Source organism: Mucilaginibacter ximonensis, from assembly GCF_042686265.1.
GTDB lineage: Bacteria > Bacteroidota > Bacteroidia > Sphingobacteriales > Sphingobacteriaceae > Mucilaginibacter > Mucilaginibacter ximonensis.
The window spans coordinates 690,907-708,486 of the sequence record NZ_JBHUPD010000001.1 but is presented as its reverse complement, the minus strand read 5'-3'; the positions used below and the strand labels follow the sequence as shown (position 1 = coordinate 708,486).

Genomic DNA, 17,580 nt, shown 5'->3' with positions numbered 1-17,580 from the left:
GATTGACCTGTTTGGATAACCGCGAAATCTGAATAGCTTTGTATTGTTAGTTATATTTTATGATAAAACCCGGTAAAGATTTCGAGTTAAACGTAAGTTCAGAAATAGGTCAGTTGCGCGCTTTATTAATTCACAGCCCGGACAACGGACTTGGCCGTGTAGTGCCCTCAAAGGCGCAGGATTGGCTTTTTGAAGATATTGTACACCTGGACAGCATGCGCAAAAATGAATATGATTATTATATTAAGCTGTTACTTTACTTTCTTGATCCCCAAAAAATAAAAGGCCGGTTAAAAGAAATCGACGCCCGTGAGCACAATCGCAATTTTTTCAAACCAGACAACAAGGAATTTTATTCATCAAACAAAGTCATTGAAATACAAAGTTTATTGGCAGACATTTTACAGGATGAAGATATCCGCAATAAACTAACGGCATCGGTTTGTGCCATTGAAAGCTGCAATTACCGCCTTCAACAAAGGCTAACTGATACAGCCCCGGCAGAACTGGCCAAAATCTTTATCTCAGGATCGTTGGATAGCAATGAGATGATCTTTGCTCCAATTCCTAACCTGATTTTTTCAAGAGACATCGGTATCGCTATAAATAGCTTTATGTTACTGAATAAACCTGCAAAAAAGGCCCGCTCCCGTGAAACTTTGCTGGCGCGATATATTTTTTTCAATCATCCTTTATTTGCCGCTTATCGTGATAATATTCTGGAGATTCCTGAAACTGTGCAGCATTTTTTACGCCCCGGCGAGGAGCAGGATGAGAAGACCACTTTAGAGGGCGGTGATGTGATGATGATCAGCCCCAATCATCTGGTAATAGGTTGTAGTGAACGCACCTCGGCAAGCGGAGCTAACGAGGCTATAAAGCTATTATTTGCCAATGATGTAGTGAAGAAGATTACGATTGTTAAGATTCCGCACCGCCGCGATTATATGCATATTGACACTGTGTTTACACAGGTAAAACGTAATGTTTGGGTGTTACTACATTCATTAGCCACTAACCAACTACCTGCCGAGGACAGCGAACCTATAGCGTGGTTTGCTGATAAAAAGGTGAAAGATAAAGATCGTACCGAGATTATCCAGTTTGAAAAAGGGAAAAAGAAGCCGCGGACATTTAACGGTATTGAAGATTTACTGAATGATATAAGTCAAAATGACCTGCATAGCACTGAGCCTACCAAATTCATCTACTCGGGTAACGATACCTTCCCTTACGACGCCCGGGAACAATGGACAGATTCGTGTAATTTGCTGGCTATAAAAGAGGGGGTTGTATTGGGGTATGACCGTAATGATAAAACAGTTGAAGCGTTCAGAAAAAACGGTTTCCAGGTAATAAAGGTGAAAGATTTACTCAGAAAGTTTGAGACAGATGAAGCTGACCCTCAAAATTTACGAGATACTTTGATTCTTATGCCATCAGCCGAACTTTCAAGGGCTAGAGGAGGTTTTCATTGTATGAGCATGCCACTTCAACGAGACGCCATTATTTAGCTAACAATTGAAAAAAATTAGTGTTGTTACAGTATAAATACAAAAATGCAGTCTACTTCAAATCTGTTAATGATTCGCCCGGTAAGCTTTGGCTTTAACGAGCAGACGGCGGCTAGCAATGCTTTCCAAAAACAAGGTGGTGAAAAAGAATCCATACAAAACCGGGCCCTGGCTGAGTTTGACGGATTAGTGGAAACCTTGCGCAATAACGGTGTTTCTGTAACAGTGATTGAAGACACAGTTGAGCCACATACTCCAGACTCTATTTTTCCGAATAATTGGATATCATTTCACGAGAGTGGCGATGTATTCACTTACCCTATGCAAGCAGAAAATCGCAGGCTGGAGCGTCGCGAAGACATCATTCTTAAACTGGAAGATAATTTTAAGGTAAGGCATGTCATAGACCTTAGCCGTTTTGAACATCAGGGGCAGTTTTTGGAAGGTACCGGCAGCATGGTATTGGATCGTGAAAACAAAATTGCCAACGCTTGCCTTTCACCCAGAACCAACCAGGAAGTGCTTGATGCATTTTGTAAACAGACAGGTTATCGACCATTAGCTTTTCATGCGTTTGATCAAAATAACTTTGCCATATACCATACTAACGTGATGATGTGTCTCGGTACCAATTTCGCTGTGGCTTGCCTGGGTAGCGTCACTAACGAAATGGAAAAAGAAGGATTTATACATTCATTGAAAAATACCGGCAAGCAAATTATCGATATCAGCTTCGACCAAATGAACCATTTTGCCGGTAATATGCTTGAGGTTAAAAACAACGCCGGCGAAACATTGATCGTGATGTCAAAGAGCGCGTTTGATGCATTGAACTATCAGCAAAAGGCCATACTTTCTTCATTTGGTAAGCTGATCTATGCGGATATTAACACGATTGAGACCAATGGTGGAGGAAGCGCTCGGTGCATGATTGCAGAAGTGCATTTGCCGTTAAATGACCTTGTTAACAACAATTAACCTGCGAATGCATGCTACCACCAAATAAATTACATTTCGATCATAAAATAATCCATTTAAAAATTACATTTTTGCCAAAAATTTTTATAAATGCAGAGTTACCAGGAATTTCTTGACTTGAGCGTTGGCTTTCCGCAGGAGGGCTTCGAGACTATTGATGACGAATTATATTTTCATGATCTTAATTTAATGGAGATGATAGAAACGTATGGCACCCCCTTGCGTTTTACCTATCTGCCTATTATTACCAAGAAAATACAGCAAGCCAAATTGCTGTTTCAACAGGCTATTATTAAGAATAATTATCGTGGTACTTATAAATATTGTTATTGCACCAAAAGTTCGCACTTTAAGCATATTGTTGAAGAAGCCTTAAAGAACGACATCCACCTGGAAACGTCGTCAGCATTTGATATGCCGATGATTGATGCTTTGGAAAAGAAGGGCGTCATTACAAAGGATATGACCGTGATTTGCAATGGCTTCAAAACCTTCCAATACAAGCAGTATATCATCGATATGCTGCATGACGGTTTCAAAAACATCGTCCCGGTACTGGATAATAAAGAAGAGTTTAACCTGTATGATGATGAAGTTGAGCTATCCACGCCTTGCAATCTGGGTATCCGTATTGCAGCTGAGGAACAGCCCGATTCGCAATTTTATACCTCGCGGTTGGGTATCCGTATGGAAGACATCATCGATTTTTATTATAATAAGATCGAGACTAACCCCAACTTCCAGGTTAAGTTATTGCATTTCTTCATTAATTCGGGTATTTCTGACACGCCTTATTACTGGAACGAATTAGAAAAATACGTAACCTTATATTGCAAGTTCAAAAAGATCAACCCGCATCTGGATACGCTCGATATCGGCGGTGGTATGCCATTTAAAGATTCGCTGGTATTCGATTTTGATTACGAGTATATGATCAATGAGATTGTAAAACGTATTAAAGAGATCTGTGCAGAAAACGACACTGTTGAGCCTGATATTATTACCGAGTTTGGCAAGTATACCGTAGCCGAGGCATCGGGCATTTTATACAAAGTGTTAGGGCGTAAACAGCAAAATGACCGTGAGCGCTGGTTAATGCTTGACGGCTCATTTATTACCAATTTGCCTGACGTTTGGGCGTTAAACCAAAAATACATTTTGCTGCCTATCAATAACTGGGACTCGGAATATGAACGTGTAAACCTGGGTGGCATCACCTGCGACGGGCAGGATTATTACAACCAGGAAGCGCACATGAACAGTGTGTTTATGCCAAAAACCCGTAAGGTGCAGTACCTGGGTTTCTTTAACACAGGTGCTTACCAGGAGGTACTGAGCGGCTATGGCGGTATACACCATTGCCTGCTGCCTTCGCCTAAGCATGTAATCATTCGCCGTAATCGCGATGAGACTTTCAACTTTGAGGTATTTGGCGAGGAACAAAACAGTAAGCAGGTACTCAAAATATTAGGATACAATACTTAATAAAAAAGGCCGGATAAACCGGCCTTTTTTATTCAAAGTGTTTCACTAAAAATATGAAACACTTTGAAACAGCAAAACATATTAAATTACTAATATTCAGATATTTAACAAAACGAGGTGAAACACTTTGAAACAGTAGTAAAGATTTAGATAAAACCCATAATTACTTACACTACAGCCACTTATCACATTTTACCAGAATTTGGATTTTGCCAGTGAAACACCTCTGATGAAATACCTAAAAAAAGCGCGCTCCTCATTTCACCGGGAGCGCGCTTTTTTTAATATGCTGCCGATTACTTCTTGACAGAAAATTTGTAATACGATGATGTTTTATAAGTTTCTCCTGGCTTTAAAGTAGTTGTGGGGAAAGACGGCTCGTTTGGCGAATCAGGGAAATGCTGTGTTTCCATAGCAAAGGCTGTCCTGAAATCGTCTTTAGCGCCGCCCTTAAAGGTATTTTTACTTTGCATAAAATTGCCGCTGTAAAACTGCAAGCCCGGCTCCTGGGTATAAACATCCATAACTACACCGCTCTTATCGCCAATTACAGTTGCTGCGTGGGTTAATTTGCCTGCAGCTGCACCTTTAAGCACAAAGTTATGGTCATAACCCTTACCATCTTTCAGTTGCTCGTTTTGAGCGTTGATACGTGCGCCGATAGTGGTTGGTTTGTTGAAATCAAAAGGCGTACCTGCAACCGGCTCCAGTTTACCTGTCGGTATCAAGGTTGAATCAACCGGGGTGTATTTATCGGCGTAGATTTGTACAAGGTGGTTTAAAATGGTACCACTACCCTCTCCGTTCAGGTTAAAGAAGGCGTGATTTGTCAGGTTACAAACCGTAGTTTTATCGGTAGTAGCCTCATAGTCCATGTGCAGCTCATTTTGGTCGTTCAGGCTGTAGGTAACCTTCACATTCAGGTTACCGGGAAAGCCACCTTCCATATCTTTTGCCAGATAAGTAAACTGGATGGTATGGTCATCAACCTGTTTAGCATCCCATACTACATCCTGAAAGCCTGCTTTGCCACCATGCAGCGTGTTAGGGCCATTATTTATGGTTAGGTTAACCTGTTTACCATCCAGCATAAATTTACCCTTAGCGATGCGGTTTCCATACCGGCCAATAGTTGCACCAAAATATGGTTCGGTTGATTTACGATATTCATCAACGGTTTTAAAACCGGTAACCACGTCAATCAGCTTTCCGTCTTTATCCGGAACAAACAAACTAACAATACGCCCGCCGTAGTTGGTAAACACCGCTTTCACTTTGTTTTTATTTTGGATGATATAAAAAGCTGTAGCTTTTTTTGAGGTATCTGCTTTTGCTGTGGTGTCTTGCCTGGTAGTATCGGCTGATGATTTTGTTGATGACGAATTACACGCCGCAACAATAAGCACGGCAGGTAACAGGCCCGCAATTAGTTTTGATTTCATGTTTTTAAGTTTAGTTGTAAATAATTGATTATCTTTTTATTTGTTTCTTTACCCAAATTGTCAATGCTTTTGCAGCTACGTCATTAGCATATTCGTCAGGTAAGCGGCCGTCCACATACTCGTTATACAACCACGGATCGCCTACGGCAAACACCATACCCTCGCCATACTTTGCGGCCATGGCGATGTTAGCTTTTCCGTCAGCCGATTTAATTAAAGCAATTGCGGGGCCTGTAGCGCTGATGCTGCAAACATCTTTCATAAATATCTTTAACGGCGACCAAAAAATAGTCTTATCAACGGGTAAAGCAATCCCATCGGCAAAATGTTTGTCGTCTATAACGTGGTTTTTCAGATCGTTATTAAAATGAAGCCCGAATTTGCCCGCGAGGATATTGAAATGCGCCAGCTCTACATTAGCGCTGTCATTAGCCATTAAAACCAAAACGCCACCTGTTTTAACCCATTGTGCTACCTGAACAGCATCCTGCTCCTGTATATAATTTGGATTGGCTGTTTCCTTTTTTGTGTCGGGGTCGACAATGATATAAACTGATGAGTTTTGCAAGTTAGCCACCGTTGGTGCGCTACCCAAAGTATCCAGCGAAAAACCCCGATCTTTAAAAATATCCCCCCAAATGCTGAAGCCAGAGTCATTGGTGTCAGTCCATAAATAATGAAAGCGTTCAGTACCTGTTTTGGTTCGGTGAGTTTCGTGATTAAAATACGTATCGAGTGTTACGGTTTGTGCAAACGTTGCCGGAACCAGGGCGAAAAAACTCAATAGTATTAAAACCGGCTTCTTCATAGTTTATTCAGATAAATTGACATGCTTCATCTTCCTGGTCAGAAAATGCATGATAACCCAGGCTAACAGATACGCACTGCCACAAACAAAAAACATGATGTAATAGGCAATTTCAATTTTACCTATCCCTCCGTTTGCAGCAGGTCCGTAATAAGCAAAGAGTTTCTTTTGAACCAGGAACGAAAATAATACGCCTCCTAAAGCCCCGGCCATGCCACCAATACCTGTAACAGAGCCTACAGAGTTTTTAGGGAACATATCTGACACGGTAGTGAAAATATTAGCGCTCCAGGCCTGGTGGGCCGACGCGGCAATACCGATAATGATAACGGCCAACCACATGTTTACGCCGCCTGCTATCTGTACAAATACTATAGGTATAACACAAAAAGCATATATGAGCATTGAGTATTTACGGGCTTTAAAAACCGACCAGTTATTTTTTATCAAATTCATGGGCAGCCATCCCCCGTAAACACTACCAAATGTCGCTATGGTATAAACAGCAGCAACCGGCAATGCTATTGCTGTACCTTTGAGGCCATACTGCCGCTCCAAAAAGTCAGGCAACCAGAACAGGTAGAACCACCATATCGGGTCAGTTAAAAACTTACCGATAACAAACGCCCATGTTTGCTTATATTTTAACAGCCTTCCCCATGAAATTCTTTTTTGTTCAACTACCGGAATATCTTCAGTCTTTTCATCATCGCTGTTGATGTAATCCAATTCGGCCTTACTGATAAACTTGTGTTTTGAAGGTGTTTGATAAAACAGGTACCAAAATATAAGCCAGATAAAGCCGGTGGCTCCGGTAATTATAAAGGCTGCTTTCCAACCCCAGGCCGCCGCTATAAAAGGCACCGTTAAAGGCGCAACTATAGCCCCAATATTGGTACCTGAATTAAATATACCTGTAGCAAAAGCCCGTTCCTTTTTAGGGAACCATTCGGCTGTGGCTTTAATAGCTGCCGGAAAGTTTCCGCCTTCACTTAAACCCAACGCCGAACGAACGCCGATAAACCCCAACGTACCTGACACAAAAGCATGAGCCATAGCAGACAAGCTCCAGAACAACGTAGCTAAAAAATAACCAATTTTTGAGCCGGCTTTATCAATAACCCGCCCCGCGCCCACCAGCCCTATAGCATAGGCAAATTTAAAGGCTATCTCAATATTAGCATAGTCGCCGTCGCTCCATTTAAACTCATCAGAAAGGTTTGATTTTAACAAGCTGATTACGGCCCTGTCCAAATAATTGATGGTAGTAGCGAAAAAGATCAAGCCGCAAATTACCCAGCGGTAGTTGCCTGTTTTGGTTTCACTCATAATTGGTTATAAAAGGTTTGGCCTTTGGCCGGTACAATATAGGATATATATTATTACGACGCCACTATACCCCGCTGAAAATCGAAAATCCGCCATCAACGGTAATCATAGAGCCGGTTACAAATTTCGAGGCATCGCTCAGTAACCAAACCAAGGCGCCAATCAACTCGTCCGGGTCGCCAAAACGTTTAAACGGTGTATTGCGGATAACGCGTTCTCCCCTGTCGGTATAGCCGCCTTCAGGCTTGGTTAGCAGATTTCTGTTTTGATCGGTCAGGAAAAAGCCTGGAGCCAAAGCGTTCATGCGGATAGCGTCGCCGTAACGGTTGGCCAGCTCTACCGCAAACCATTGATTATAGCAGTCCATAGCGGCTTTGCCCATATTGTAACCCAATACACGCGTTACTGCACGTTTGGAGTTCATGGATGATATGTTGACGATGCTGCCTTTGCCGGCGGTTTGAACCATGGCCTCACCAAAAATTTGTGTAGGTATGAGTGTGCCCCAAAGGTTAAGCTCCAATACTTTACGCATACCGGCCATATTCATTTTAAAAATATCCTGATCGGGCATTAAAACACCCTCAGGCATGTTGCCTCCGGCTGCGTTAACCAATCCGTCAATTTTACCGTAAGCAGCCAATACTTTATCCTTAGCCGCAATGAGTGCGTTTTCGTCCAGGGCATCGGCAATCAAAGCAATGGCTTTACCACCGTTTGCATTGATGGCTTCAGCACGTTCTTCGGCAACCTGCTCATTACGACCCAGAATACCTACGGTACCGCCCGCGGCAGCTATACCCTCTACAAATGATTTGCCCAAAATGCCTGTACCACCGGTTACCACAATTACTTTATCCTTTAATGAGAAGTTATTTTCCACGTTTATATATTATTTTAAGTCAGAAATATTAAGCAGGTCCATATCGGTATAATCCAGGTTCTCGCCGGCCATACCCCAAATAAAACTATAGCTGGCTGTGCCGCTGCCTGAATGGATGCTCCATGGTGGAGAAACCACCGCATCATGGTTTTTAAGGATGATATGACGCGTCTCGTCATCCTGCCCCATGTAATGAAACACGCGCTGGTCATCAGGCACATCGAAATAGAAATAAGCTTCCATCCTTCGGTCATGCGTATGTGCAGGCATGGTGTTCCATACACTACCTTCAGCCAAAATAGTTAAACCCATTACCAACTGGCAGCTTTGAATGCCTTCGGCATGAATGTATTTATTGATAGTTCTTTTATTAGCTGTTGATGAATCCCCGGCATTTACTTTAACGGCTTCGGCATGGCTCATTTTTGTGGTGGGATGACTAGCATGCGCCGGACTTGACAAGATGTAAAAAACAGCGGGTTTTTGGCTGTCGACACTTGCAAATTGCACATTTTGCGCGCCTTTGCCAATATACAGGCAATCAAGCTTATTAACCTGATAGACTTTGCCGTCAACTGTAACCCGGCCATCGCCGGCTACATTGATAATGCCCATTTCGCGGCGCTGCAAAAAGTAGTCGGCTTTTAATTTATTGTAATTACCCAGTTCGAGTTCTTTATCCAGCGGATTGGCCCCTCCGACAATCATCCGGTCATAATGCGTATATACAAAGTTGATACGACCGGGCTGAACGATATCGTTTAGCAAAAAACGCTCGCGTATCTGATCAGTCTGATAGGATTTGAAGTCCTCAGGATGGACAGCATGGATGGATCTCAAGGTAATTTTAGATTTTTGGTTAAGAATGGCAATTTTACAATTTATCGTTAAATAAAAAACCACCTGCCGGTATATTTTTACGCAAACGATGCAGGTACGTGTATTTCTTTACCGTGAATAATAAATTTCACGCAATTACTTGTAATATTGAAGTAGCTAACCAATTAAAACGGCGCCCCTTAAGCGCAGCAATTTTATTGTTATGAAGATATTCAGCAAGATGAACATTGCCCTTTTGGCTGTAGTTTGCCTGATGGCGACGACCGCTTCGGCCCAGATGAGCGATAGCAAGGCCAAAGCCTGGGTTAACAAAGGCGAATGGCGAAACGGCTTTAAATTTAAGTTATATACAGGGCTCGACAATGCGGAATTTGCCAGGCAATATCAGTCTAATAAAAAATACTGGGATGAGGCTTTTGCATTTATTACCCATACTAATCTGGACACACTATCCGCGGGTAAACATGTAATTGATGGCGATAATGTTTTTGCTACGGTAACTGACGGCCCGACTAAAGATCTGGATAAAACCGGGTGGGAAGCGCATCGTAACTACATCGACCTGCATTTGGTGATAAAAGGAAAAGAAAAAATAGGCATTATGAACCCGGCTAACGCTAAAGTAACTAATCCGTATGATCCGGCGAAAGACGTTGAAAACTACGATGTAAACAGCGTAAAAGGCGATTATTATACCGAAGAACCCGGCACGCTTTATATTATGTTCCCGCAAAACTCACACCGCCCGGGTATTCATGTCGATGGGTATGATAAAGTAAAGAAATTGGTGGTTAAGGTAAGGGTGGCGAGGTAAACTTGACAAATAAAAAGGATGTCACCCTGAGGCTCTCGAAGGGTGAGCGGTGGGAAATGCAAAGCGTGGCCTTTGCGCTCATGCTTCGAGAGCCTCAGCATGACGGCCCTTATTGATTAATCACAGCACCAATTGCTCATGCAATCTTTCCAAAGTTTTTTGCGGGTCATCAGTTAAACCGGGATGCACTTTTGAAGCCTGCACTACGGTGCTGCGCGTAGCCGTTAACCAGCGAAAACGTGAGGCCTCATCTAACTGAGCAATCGGACCACCGTCAGGGCTTCCCTGGCAAATCAGTTCAAAAGCTTTTAGGTTGGCTTTAATATTCTGAGCCTCGTCATGACTGGTAAAACAGCTTATGCGCGGTTCATTTACAGTAATAATGGCTTGCAAATATTTGAGTTTCTTGCAATACAATACCACACCTACGTTCATAAACTCTTCGCGCTCAACCCTGGGCACCACGCGAACGACGGCGTACTCAAAAACGTGTTTCCCTGGCATTTTTTGCTTCATTTAAAAAGTTTTCAGACGATGCTGCACGCAGCAATAAAAATTGAACATATACCTCGCGGCGTTCGGCAGCCGATTGCGCGTCTTCGCCTAACCACTCGTCAGGTATCAATGCAGTGATATCTTTCAGCAGTTTTTCGGTAATAATGGCTTTAAACTCGGCGTCGGCAGCGTCCAACTCAGTTGCGGCGCCTATCAATACATGATCTTTAACCTGCACAAAAGGGCGTACAGCCTGCTCCTTCCAGTTATCCCATGAGTGATGAAAATACAGGGCCGCGCCATGGTCAATCAGCCATAACTCATTATGCCACATCAGCATATTGGTATTGCGTGGAGTGCGGTCGACATTGGTGAGCAAACAATCAAGCCATACAATCTGCGAAGCCAGTTTACTGTCTATCTTAGTAACAGCCGGGTCAAACGTGATGGCTCCCGACAGGTAATGAAGCGCCAAATTCAAACCTACGCTGGCCTTTAACAGATCCTGAATTTCTTCATCAGGTTCAGTACGGCCAAAGGCCTCGTCGAGGTTGGCAAATACCAGCTCGGGCACTTTTAAGCCTAATGCACGCGCAAGTTCGCCGCCAATCAGCTCGGCAACCAGGGCCTTTACGCCCTGCCCCGCCCCGCGAAATTTCAAGACATATAAAAAGTCGTCATCCGCTTCGGCTATGGCAGGTAACGAGCCCCCTTCGCGCAGCGGTGTAACGTATCGGGTAACATTTACGGTTCTTAGTTCCATGTGTTCTGGCATTAAAACTACTCATTTATACTTAATTGACCGAAACTATTGCGAACCATCTGCATCGAAAAGGTTACACAAAAGGGCAAAGCAATGGTCAGCAGGGCTTTGCATATCTCAAAAATTATTATTTAAATTGCCTGCATGAAAACCAAACTAATTATACCTGCACTGCTGTTAATGTCGGTATCGGCCATGGCACAGAACAAAGACTGGCCGGGCATTCGCCGTTATGAGCAAGCCAACGCTGCGCTGCCTGCCCCGGCAAAAGGCGAAAAACGTGTTGTTTACATGGGCGATTCGATCACCGACTTCTGGGTGGGCAATGACTCAACCTTTTTTAAAAACAATAACTATATTGACCGGGGTATAAGTGGCCAAACTACGGGCCAGATGCTGGTTAGATTTCGTGAGGATGTGATTAACCTGAAACCGGCCGCTGTGGTTATTTTAGCCGGCATCAATGATATTGCCGAGAACAATGGCCCTGAAAAAATGAGTGAGATATTTGGCAATATCGTATCAATGGCCGAACTGGCACGCGCAAATAAAATAAAGGTGGTAATTTCTTCTGTATTACCTGCAGCAGCTTTTCCGTGGAGACCAAACATCGACCCAAAAGACAAAGTAAAAGAGCTGAATGGGCTGCTAAAAGACTATGCTGCCAAAAATAACTTTGTGTACCTGGATTATTTCAGCGTTATGGCGGATGCTAACCGCGGTTTACCGCCAGATTTGGCAAAAGACGGTATACACCCTACTTTAGCCGGTTATAAAATAATGGAACCTCTGGCTAAAAAAGCGGTAGAACAGGCTTTAAAACAAAAATAAACCGGAATTAAAACGGATAGCAAAAAAGCGTGTGATCTCACAGATTATACGCTTTTTTATTGGAGCAATGTTTAGCTGTTTATGACACCTTAGCTTCTTTCAGAATACTAACAAAAGTATCCAGATTAATCGGCTTAGTGATGTAATGATCCATACCGGCGGCCAGGCATTCATCGCGGCTTTCGGTGAGGGCGCTGGCGGTCATAGCTATGATAATGGGCTGATGGCTATGGTCGGCGCGAATATGCCGGGTTACGGTTACGCCATCCATTTCAGGCATTTCAATATCCATGAGTATAACATCAAACTTTTGACCGGCCGCCATACTCAGCGCTTCTTTGCCGGTGGTAGCTAATGCCGGGTGATACCCTAACTTATCCAATACTTTCAGGATAAGCAATTGATTAACCGGGTTGTCCTCGGCCACCAAAATATTAAGCGGCCGGCTTTCGGCAAACCCTTTATTTAGAATACCTGATCCTTTTTTTATTGTAGATTGTTTTTGCGTTAAAGCAAAGTTTAAGGCATTGGTTAGCTGCGCTTGTTTAACCGGCTTAACCACTACAGCCGCCAACAACTGACTATGTTTTTTTACATCATTGCCAATAGTGTTCAACAAAACTACCGGCAATTGCTGACGAAGTTCTTTGATAGCCGCAGCTAATTGAACACCATTCATTCCCGGCATTTTAAAGTCGGTAATAACTACGTCAAACTGCCCGTTAGTTACCAGTTGCAGCGCGTCAACTCCTGAGGTAGCAGTTACCGGTTTGGCGCCCTGATTTAACAATTGATGCTGCAGGGTTTGTAATTGGTTTGGATTATCATCAACAATTAATAACCTTTTGCCCTTTATAGCATTTACGGCCGGCTCCTCTATGCTGTTTTGTTGTGGCGCAGGTTTAACACGTATGTTGAAACTAAAGTTAGTGCCCCGGCCTACTTCGCTGGATACGGTGATTTTGCCATCCATCATACCTACCAATCGCTGGCTTATGGTAAGGCCCAGGCCCGTGCCGCCGTAATTACGGGTGGTAGATTTATCCGCTTGCGAAAACGCATCGAACAAGCCGCTTAATTTATTGGCAGCTATGCCTATACCGGTATCACGCACCTCAAAGCCAATTTCCAGTTGTTCGTCATCGGTCACGCCCAGTAATTGCACATTTACAAACACCTCTCCCTTTTGGGTAAACTTTAATGCATTACCTACCAGGTTCACCAACACCTGTCGCAGACGCATGCCATCGCCGGTTACCTGTTTGGGCAAATCCGGGTCAAAGCGGCAAATTAGCTCTATGTTGGAATGCGCTGCCTTACCAGCAAACATCTCTAAAACCTCCTCTACACAATTGGCCAAATCAAATGCATACAGATCCAGCTCCATTTTGCCCGATTCAATTTTTGAAAAATCAAGAATGTCGTTAATAACGTTCAACAACGCTTCGCCGCTATGAACTATGGCGTGCGTGTATTCTTGCTGCTCGGCATCCAATTGGGTTTCTTTCAATAAAGCAGCCATTCCCAATATACCGTTCATCGGTGTGCGTATTTCATGGCTCATGGTCGCCAAAAATACGCTTTTGGCCTGGTTGGCTTTTTTATGCTTAAAAACATCAAGCTGTTTACGGTAAATAACAATAATAAAACACACAACGATGGTAAATGAACACATCATTGCCATAATTACCAATGCATCTATATTATCGCTTACTTGCTTCATATCTTATCGCTACGAAGAAAAATATGTACATGATGAGTACAAATGTATCATGCAAATTCCAGATAATAAATTTAACCGATTTACTGGCATGATGACTTATCACGTTTGAAAAGACAAACTGAAAAAATGAACTGCAAAAGTATAGCAGAAAACCGCCAGTTATCCAGCGTCCGGCGTTATTAACTGAATCTTTACTATCGGCATTACCTAATACAGACAGATAGATACAACCTGTAACTACAACAATTATGGCCTCCAGCGGGCGCGTATACGTATTAAACTGGTAAATACTTTGAAAAAAAGTAAAGTTCAGTACGCATAAAACAGAATAGACCACCATTAAAACAGTAATGCGCGTGGCTGCTGCCTGGGTATTGAATGCCCGCTTGTAATACCACATTACCGCCAACAACTCAAATAACGTATAAATATGCAGCAGCGGCATGTTATTGATGTTATGGTTGGCCATAACGATGCCGACTATATTAATAAGCAAGGCGATGCCCAGGTACACAATAAGTGCATGTATCGCCTTGCTTAGTCGTTTATAATAAATCAGCCCTGCTATGATTGGAAGTAATGTAGCACCTGGTACCACATAGCTCTCATACAGCAGTGAAAACGTTTTTAACATTCAATTAAGATTTACTAAAACGCTCGGCGCCTGCATCGCTAAATAACGGGCTCCGGGCATCGCAGGTGTCCGGGCACGGCCGGGTAAAATCATAAACGTTTGAATCGTCCAGATTGCCATTATCTGGAGATAATGCCTCCATCCCCGCACCTGAAGGTATATACATCAAGTCTTCTCCGCAAGGGTAGCCCGGGGTATCTCTAACCAATACCATTATAAACTTAACCTGATTAAGTACATTTTCTTCATACTCGCTATCCAGTGTAAAATAAGCGCGTACACCTAAAATTGTATCGTCTGCTTCGCAATATTTAGCCATATCCTGTATGTCAGATCTGGATATATACACGGCCTTTGGTAAAAGCTTGGCGTCGGCATCCGGAAAATTTTTTGCCATGAAATTGCGCCAGTTGGTTGTTTTTTCGATTGCTTCGTCAACCGGTATAATAACCTTGGTTGAATTAATTAGTGGGTTAGCCATTGTGATTGATTTTGTTCATCATAAAAATAGGCTTATTATCTGTAAAAGACACAACAAATAAGAATTATCTGCTTACTGATTAATTGTCAAAAAGATAGATTTTTGAACCTGTTTTACTGATTGCTCCAGAATCTGTTCCGGCCCAAAACTTCATCATTATATAAGCTCACCGTGGCCTTATTTTTTTTTCAGATAAGCCAAATTAACCAGTAGTTAAAGCGCTTACTATAAGTAGTGCACCCAGCAGCACCAGGATTATGTAACTATATTTAAAAAATTTATCGCTATGCAGTCGCGAGTTTACTATGCGGCCAACAATAACGGCAGGTACCACGGCGGGCAACGACCACAGATAATAATTAAAAAGCAATTGGCTTAACAGCCCATTTACCCAGTAACCCAAAACACCTACCGCACTAGCTACCAGAAAATAAGCCTGTAAAGTAGCACGGAAATGCTGGGCGCTCCAGCGTCTTTTAGCACCATAGATAACCAGCGGCGGCCCGTTAATGCCGTAAGCCCCGCCAAGTATGCCTGATAAAAGTCCGCAGCTAAAAAGCCACCAGCGGTTATCATGGGTAAGCTCGGTAAGTTTCGTTCCACTTAGTAAATAGATTGCAAAAGAAACAATCAACACACCCAGACCCAATTTTACCCCAAGTTCAGGAACATGCGTTAACAACCACAAACCAATGGGAATGCCAATAAAGGCATAAATGATAAGGTTTGCAGCGCTTTTAAAATGGATTTTTTTATGATCCTGCACAACCACAAACGCAGCTATAGTAACAGAAATTAAAACTGATAACGGAACCGCAATATTCAGAGGCATTAGCAGGGCTAATAAGGGTACCGCAATCAGCGATTCACCAAAACCAAAGGCAGAACGAAATACTGTAGCCGAAAAAACTATCGCCATTATCCCGGCTACATTGGCGGTTAAAATCATGGCTAAATATAGTTTTTATGCCGATGATTGCTTTGGCATTAATTACAAAAAAGCCCCCGCTACACGTAACGGAGGCAAACCTAAACCTTATCACAGAGTCAATATCTTGACTTGATGGTGCTAACCTACACAATTGGTGCGCATTTTTTTAAAAGTGTAGACGGAATACAAAAATGAATCGACGAAAACCAACAATGTGTAGATATAAGCCAGCTTTGTTAACTACTCCAAATAGAATTTATTGGATAATAACCACTATAGTCAAAGTAGTGTGGGGTTATAGCTATTTGCTTTTAAAATTGAGGCCCGGCGGCCGGTAATTCTACAAAGAAGGTTACACCGCTTATGGGGTCAGCTGTAAACCAAATACGCCCGCCCAACTGCGTGGTATACTCATGACAAAGCGCCAAGCCTAAACCCACGCCCGTTTCGTTAGCTGTACCTGTTGCCGTTGAAGTATTAAACTGGAAAATTTCTTCATTTAATTTTACAGGCGAGCCGTTACCGCTGTCTTTTACAATCAATAAACAGATACCTTTACTTGAGGTTGCACTTATACGTATCCTGCCGCCAGCGGCAGTAAACTTAATTGCGTTATTTAACAGATTGCGCACAATGAGCCGTACAATGTCAGCATTACCCCAAATGGTAGCTTCGGGCATCAGGATACTTTCCAAATCGATTTGTTTACCGGCCGCAATGTTGCGAAAAAGCTCAACTTGTTGCTTGAGTAAAGCAGCTACATTCAGCGTTTCGCTTAACTGCTCTCTTCCGTCAAGTTGGCTTTTCGACCAATACAACACGTTATTTACCATGTCCAGGGTACCACGTGTAGAAAGCAGCAACTGGCTTTTGATATCTTTACGTTCCTGATCGCTGAGTTCATACTCAGTGAGCATTTCCAGGTAATTTTGAATATGAGCCAAAGGGCTGCGCAGATCGTGCGATATGATGGAAAAAAGCTTGTTTTTTTCAGCGTCCAGTTGAATAAGCTTCGCCGCGTTTTGCCCGGCCTCTATTCGTTCAGATTCATAGTTTTTTCTGATAATGTAAAAGCAGGCTAACACAACCAGCACAACCGTGATGTAGGCGGATAAGATATCTATATAACGCTCGCCTTTAGCCGGATAGGTGTATGGCACCCATTCGGGGTGAACATATTGAATAATATGCAGGCCTATCAATAAAATAATATTACTTATTATCCAATACCAATACTCGCTAACCGGGGACACTGCTACCACAACTACCATAATTAGTACAAAGAAGTAACCGGTAGGGCCATCAATACCTGAATTCAGAAAATAATTAATCACAAATAATCCTGTACCGGTGATGCAGAAAACCAGGCGTGCTATTGTTGTTTTATGACGATACCTGGATAAATAATACAATGTAAAGGCCAGCAGGAAGCTAATTACGCTTGCTAAAGCAATACTTGGCAAACCAACAACGATATTAAGCGGGATGTTGTAAATAAGCGCGGCCATGCAAATGGCCAGCACTGAATGAAATATCCGCACGGTTAATGGGAAGTCGCGCGGCGCGCCACTGATGCGTTGAAATAATTCGGGGAAGTCGGGCATGATTAACCGTTTCACAAAGCTACCT

The 17,580-nt window shown here is 42.8% G+C and carries 17 protein-coding genes; 5 read left to right on the top strand and 12 right to left on the bottom strand.

All coding sequences use genetic code 11. The features are described 5' to 3' along the window. The first annotated feature begins 59 nt into the window (after positions 1-59). The 3 genes from ACFS5N_RS03230 (at position 60) to ACFS5N_RS03220 (ending at position 3,977) form a co-directional block, all read left to right on the top strand. Positions 60-1,514: an arginine deiminase family protein gene (locus ACFS5N_RS03230; RefSeq protein ID WP_377182174.1), complete on the top strand. Its 1,455-nt coding sequence runs from the start codon at positions 60-62 to the stop codon at positions 1,512-1,514. Positions 1,515-1,559: 45 nt separating this feature from the next. Then, the gene (gene ctlX, locus ACFS5N_RS03225) at positions 1,560-2,492 is read left to right on the top strand and encodes a citrulline utilization hydrolase CtlX (RefSeq protein WP_377182172.1); all 933 of its coding nucleotides are present in this window, start codon (positions 1,560-1,562) and stop codon (positions 2,490-2,492) included. 90 nt (positions 2,493-2,582) lie between these two features. Then, positions 2,583-3,977 carry an arginine decarboxylase gene (locus tag ACFS5N_RS03220; protein ID WP_377182170.1) on the top strand — a complete coding sequence of 465 codons (1,395 nt, stop codon included), beginning with the start codon at positions 2,583-2,585 and terminating at the stop codon, positions 3,975-3,977. Positions 3,978-4,273: 296 nt separating this feature from the next. Here ACFS5N_RS03220 and ACFS5N_RS03215 read toward each other — a convergent pair whose 3' ends face one another. The 5 genes from ACFS5N_RS03215 to kduI form a co-directional block, all read right to left on the bottom strand. Then, positions 4,274-5,419, bottom strand: coding sequence for an aldose epimerase family protein (locus ACFS5N_RS03215; protein ID WP_377182168.1), 1,146 nt, complete (start codon positions 5,417-5,419; stop codon positions 4,274-4,276). Between the two features lie 28 nt (positions 5,420-5,447). Next, positions 5,448-6,227, bottom strand: a complete 780-nt coding sequence (locus ACFS5N_RS03210) for a hypothetical protein (protein ID WP_377182165.1) — start codon at positions 6,225-6,227, stop codon at positions 5,448-5,450. A 3-nt stretch (positions 6,228-6,230) separates the two neighbouring features. Next, entirely contained in the window at positions 6,231-7,556 is a 1,326-nt protein-coding gene (locus tag ACFS5N_RS03205; RefSeq protein ID WP_377182163.1) for an MFS transporter, read from the bottom strand. A 64-nt stretch (positions 7,557-7,620) separates the two neighbouring features. Next, complete coding sequence (locus ACFS5N_RS03200) at positions 7,621-8,439, bottom strand: SDR family oxidoreductase (protein WP_377182161.1); 819 nt, start codon at positions 8,437-8,439, stop codon at positions 7,621-7,623. Between the two features lie 9 nt (positions 8,440-8,448). Next, positions 8,449-9,279, bottom strand: a complete 831-nt coding sequence (kduI, locus tag ACFS5N_RS03195) for a 5-dehydro-4-deoxy-D-glucuronate isomerase (protein ID WP_377182159.1) — start codon at positions 9,277-9,279, stop codon at positions 8,449-8,451. A gap of 202 nt (positions 9,280-9,481) precedes the next feature. On the opposite strand from kduI, the gene ACFS5N_RS03190 reads away from it, so the two are divergent. Beyond that, complete coding sequence (locus ACFS5N_RS03190) at positions 9,482-10,093, top strand: YhcH/YjgK/YiaL family protein (RefSeq protein WP_377182157.1); 612 nt, start codon at positions 9,482-9,484, stop codon at positions 10,091-10,093. Between the two features lie 120 nt (positions 10,094-10,213). On the opposite strand, the gene ACFS5N_RS03185 is transcribed toward ACFS5N_RS03190, so the two are convergent. Together ACFS5N_RS03185 and ACFS5N_RS03180 are read right to left on the bottom strand one after the other, a co-directional pair. Continuing rightward, complete coding sequence (locus tag ACFS5N_RS03185) at positions 10,214-10,597, bottom strand: DUF3037 domain-containing protein (RefSeq protein WP_377182155.1); 384 nt, start codon at positions 10,595-10,597, stop codon at positions 10,214-10,216. After that, positions 10,575-11,351, bottom strand: coding sequence for a HipA family kinase (locus ACFS5N_RS03180; protein ID WP_377182153.1), 777 nt, complete (start codon positions 11,349-11,351; stop codon positions 10,575-10,577). Before ACFS5N_RS03180 ends, ACFS5N_RS03185 begins: the two co-directional genes overlap by 23 nt. A gap of 144 nt (positions 11,352-11,495) precedes the next feature. Here ACFS5N_RS03180 and ACFS5N_RS03175 point away from each other — a divergent pair, with 144 nt between their 5' ends. Then, positions 11,496-12,182, top strand: coding sequence for an SGNH/GDSL hydrolase family protein (locus ACFS5N_RS03175; protein WP_377182151.1), 687 nt, complete (start codon positions 11,496-11,498; stop codon positions 12,180-12,182). A 79-nt stretch (positions 12,183-12,261) separates the two neighbouring features. On the opposite strand, the gene ACFS5N_RS03170 is transcribed toward ACFS5N_RS03175, so the two are convergent. The 5 genes from ACFS5N_RS03170 to ACFS5N_RS03150 all read right to left on the bottom strand — a co-directional run bounded on the left by ACFS5N_RS03170 (position 12,262) and on the right by ACFS5N_RS03150 (position 17,555). Then, the gene (locus ACFS5N_RS03170; protein ID WP_377182149.1) at positions 12,262-13,905 is read right to left on the bottom strand and encodes a response regulator; all 1,644 of its coding nucleotides are present in this window, start codon (positions 13,903-13,905) and stop codon (positions 12,262-12,264) included. After that, entirely contained in the window at positions 13,886-14,539 is a 654-nt protein-coding gene (locus tag ACFS5N_RS03165) for a hypothetical protein (RefSeq protein WP_377182147.1), read from the bottom strand. The genes ACFS5N_RS03170 and ACFS5N_RS03165 overlap by 20 nt, the downstream gene beginning before the upstream one ends. 4 nt (positions 14,540-14,543) lie before the next feature. Continuing rightward, entirely contained in the window at positions 14,544-15,020 is a 477-nt protein-coding gene (locus ACFS5N_RS03160; protein WP_377182145.1) for a hypothetical protein, read from the bottom strand. A gap of 202 nt (positions 15,021-15,222) precedes the next feature. Beyond that, complete coding sequence (locus ACFS5N_RS03155; protein WP_377182143.1) at positions 15,223-15,969, bottom strand: sulfite exporter TauE/SafE family protein; 747 nt, start codon at positions 15,967-15,969, stop codon at positions 15,223-15,225. Between the two features lie 293 nt (positions 15,970-16,262). Beyond that, entirely contained in the window at positions 16,263-17,555 is a 1,293-nt protein-coding gene (locus tag ACFS5N_RS03150) for a sensor histidine kinase (RefSeq protein WP_377182141.1), read from the bottom strand. Positions 17,556-17,580 lie beyond the last annotated feature (25 nt).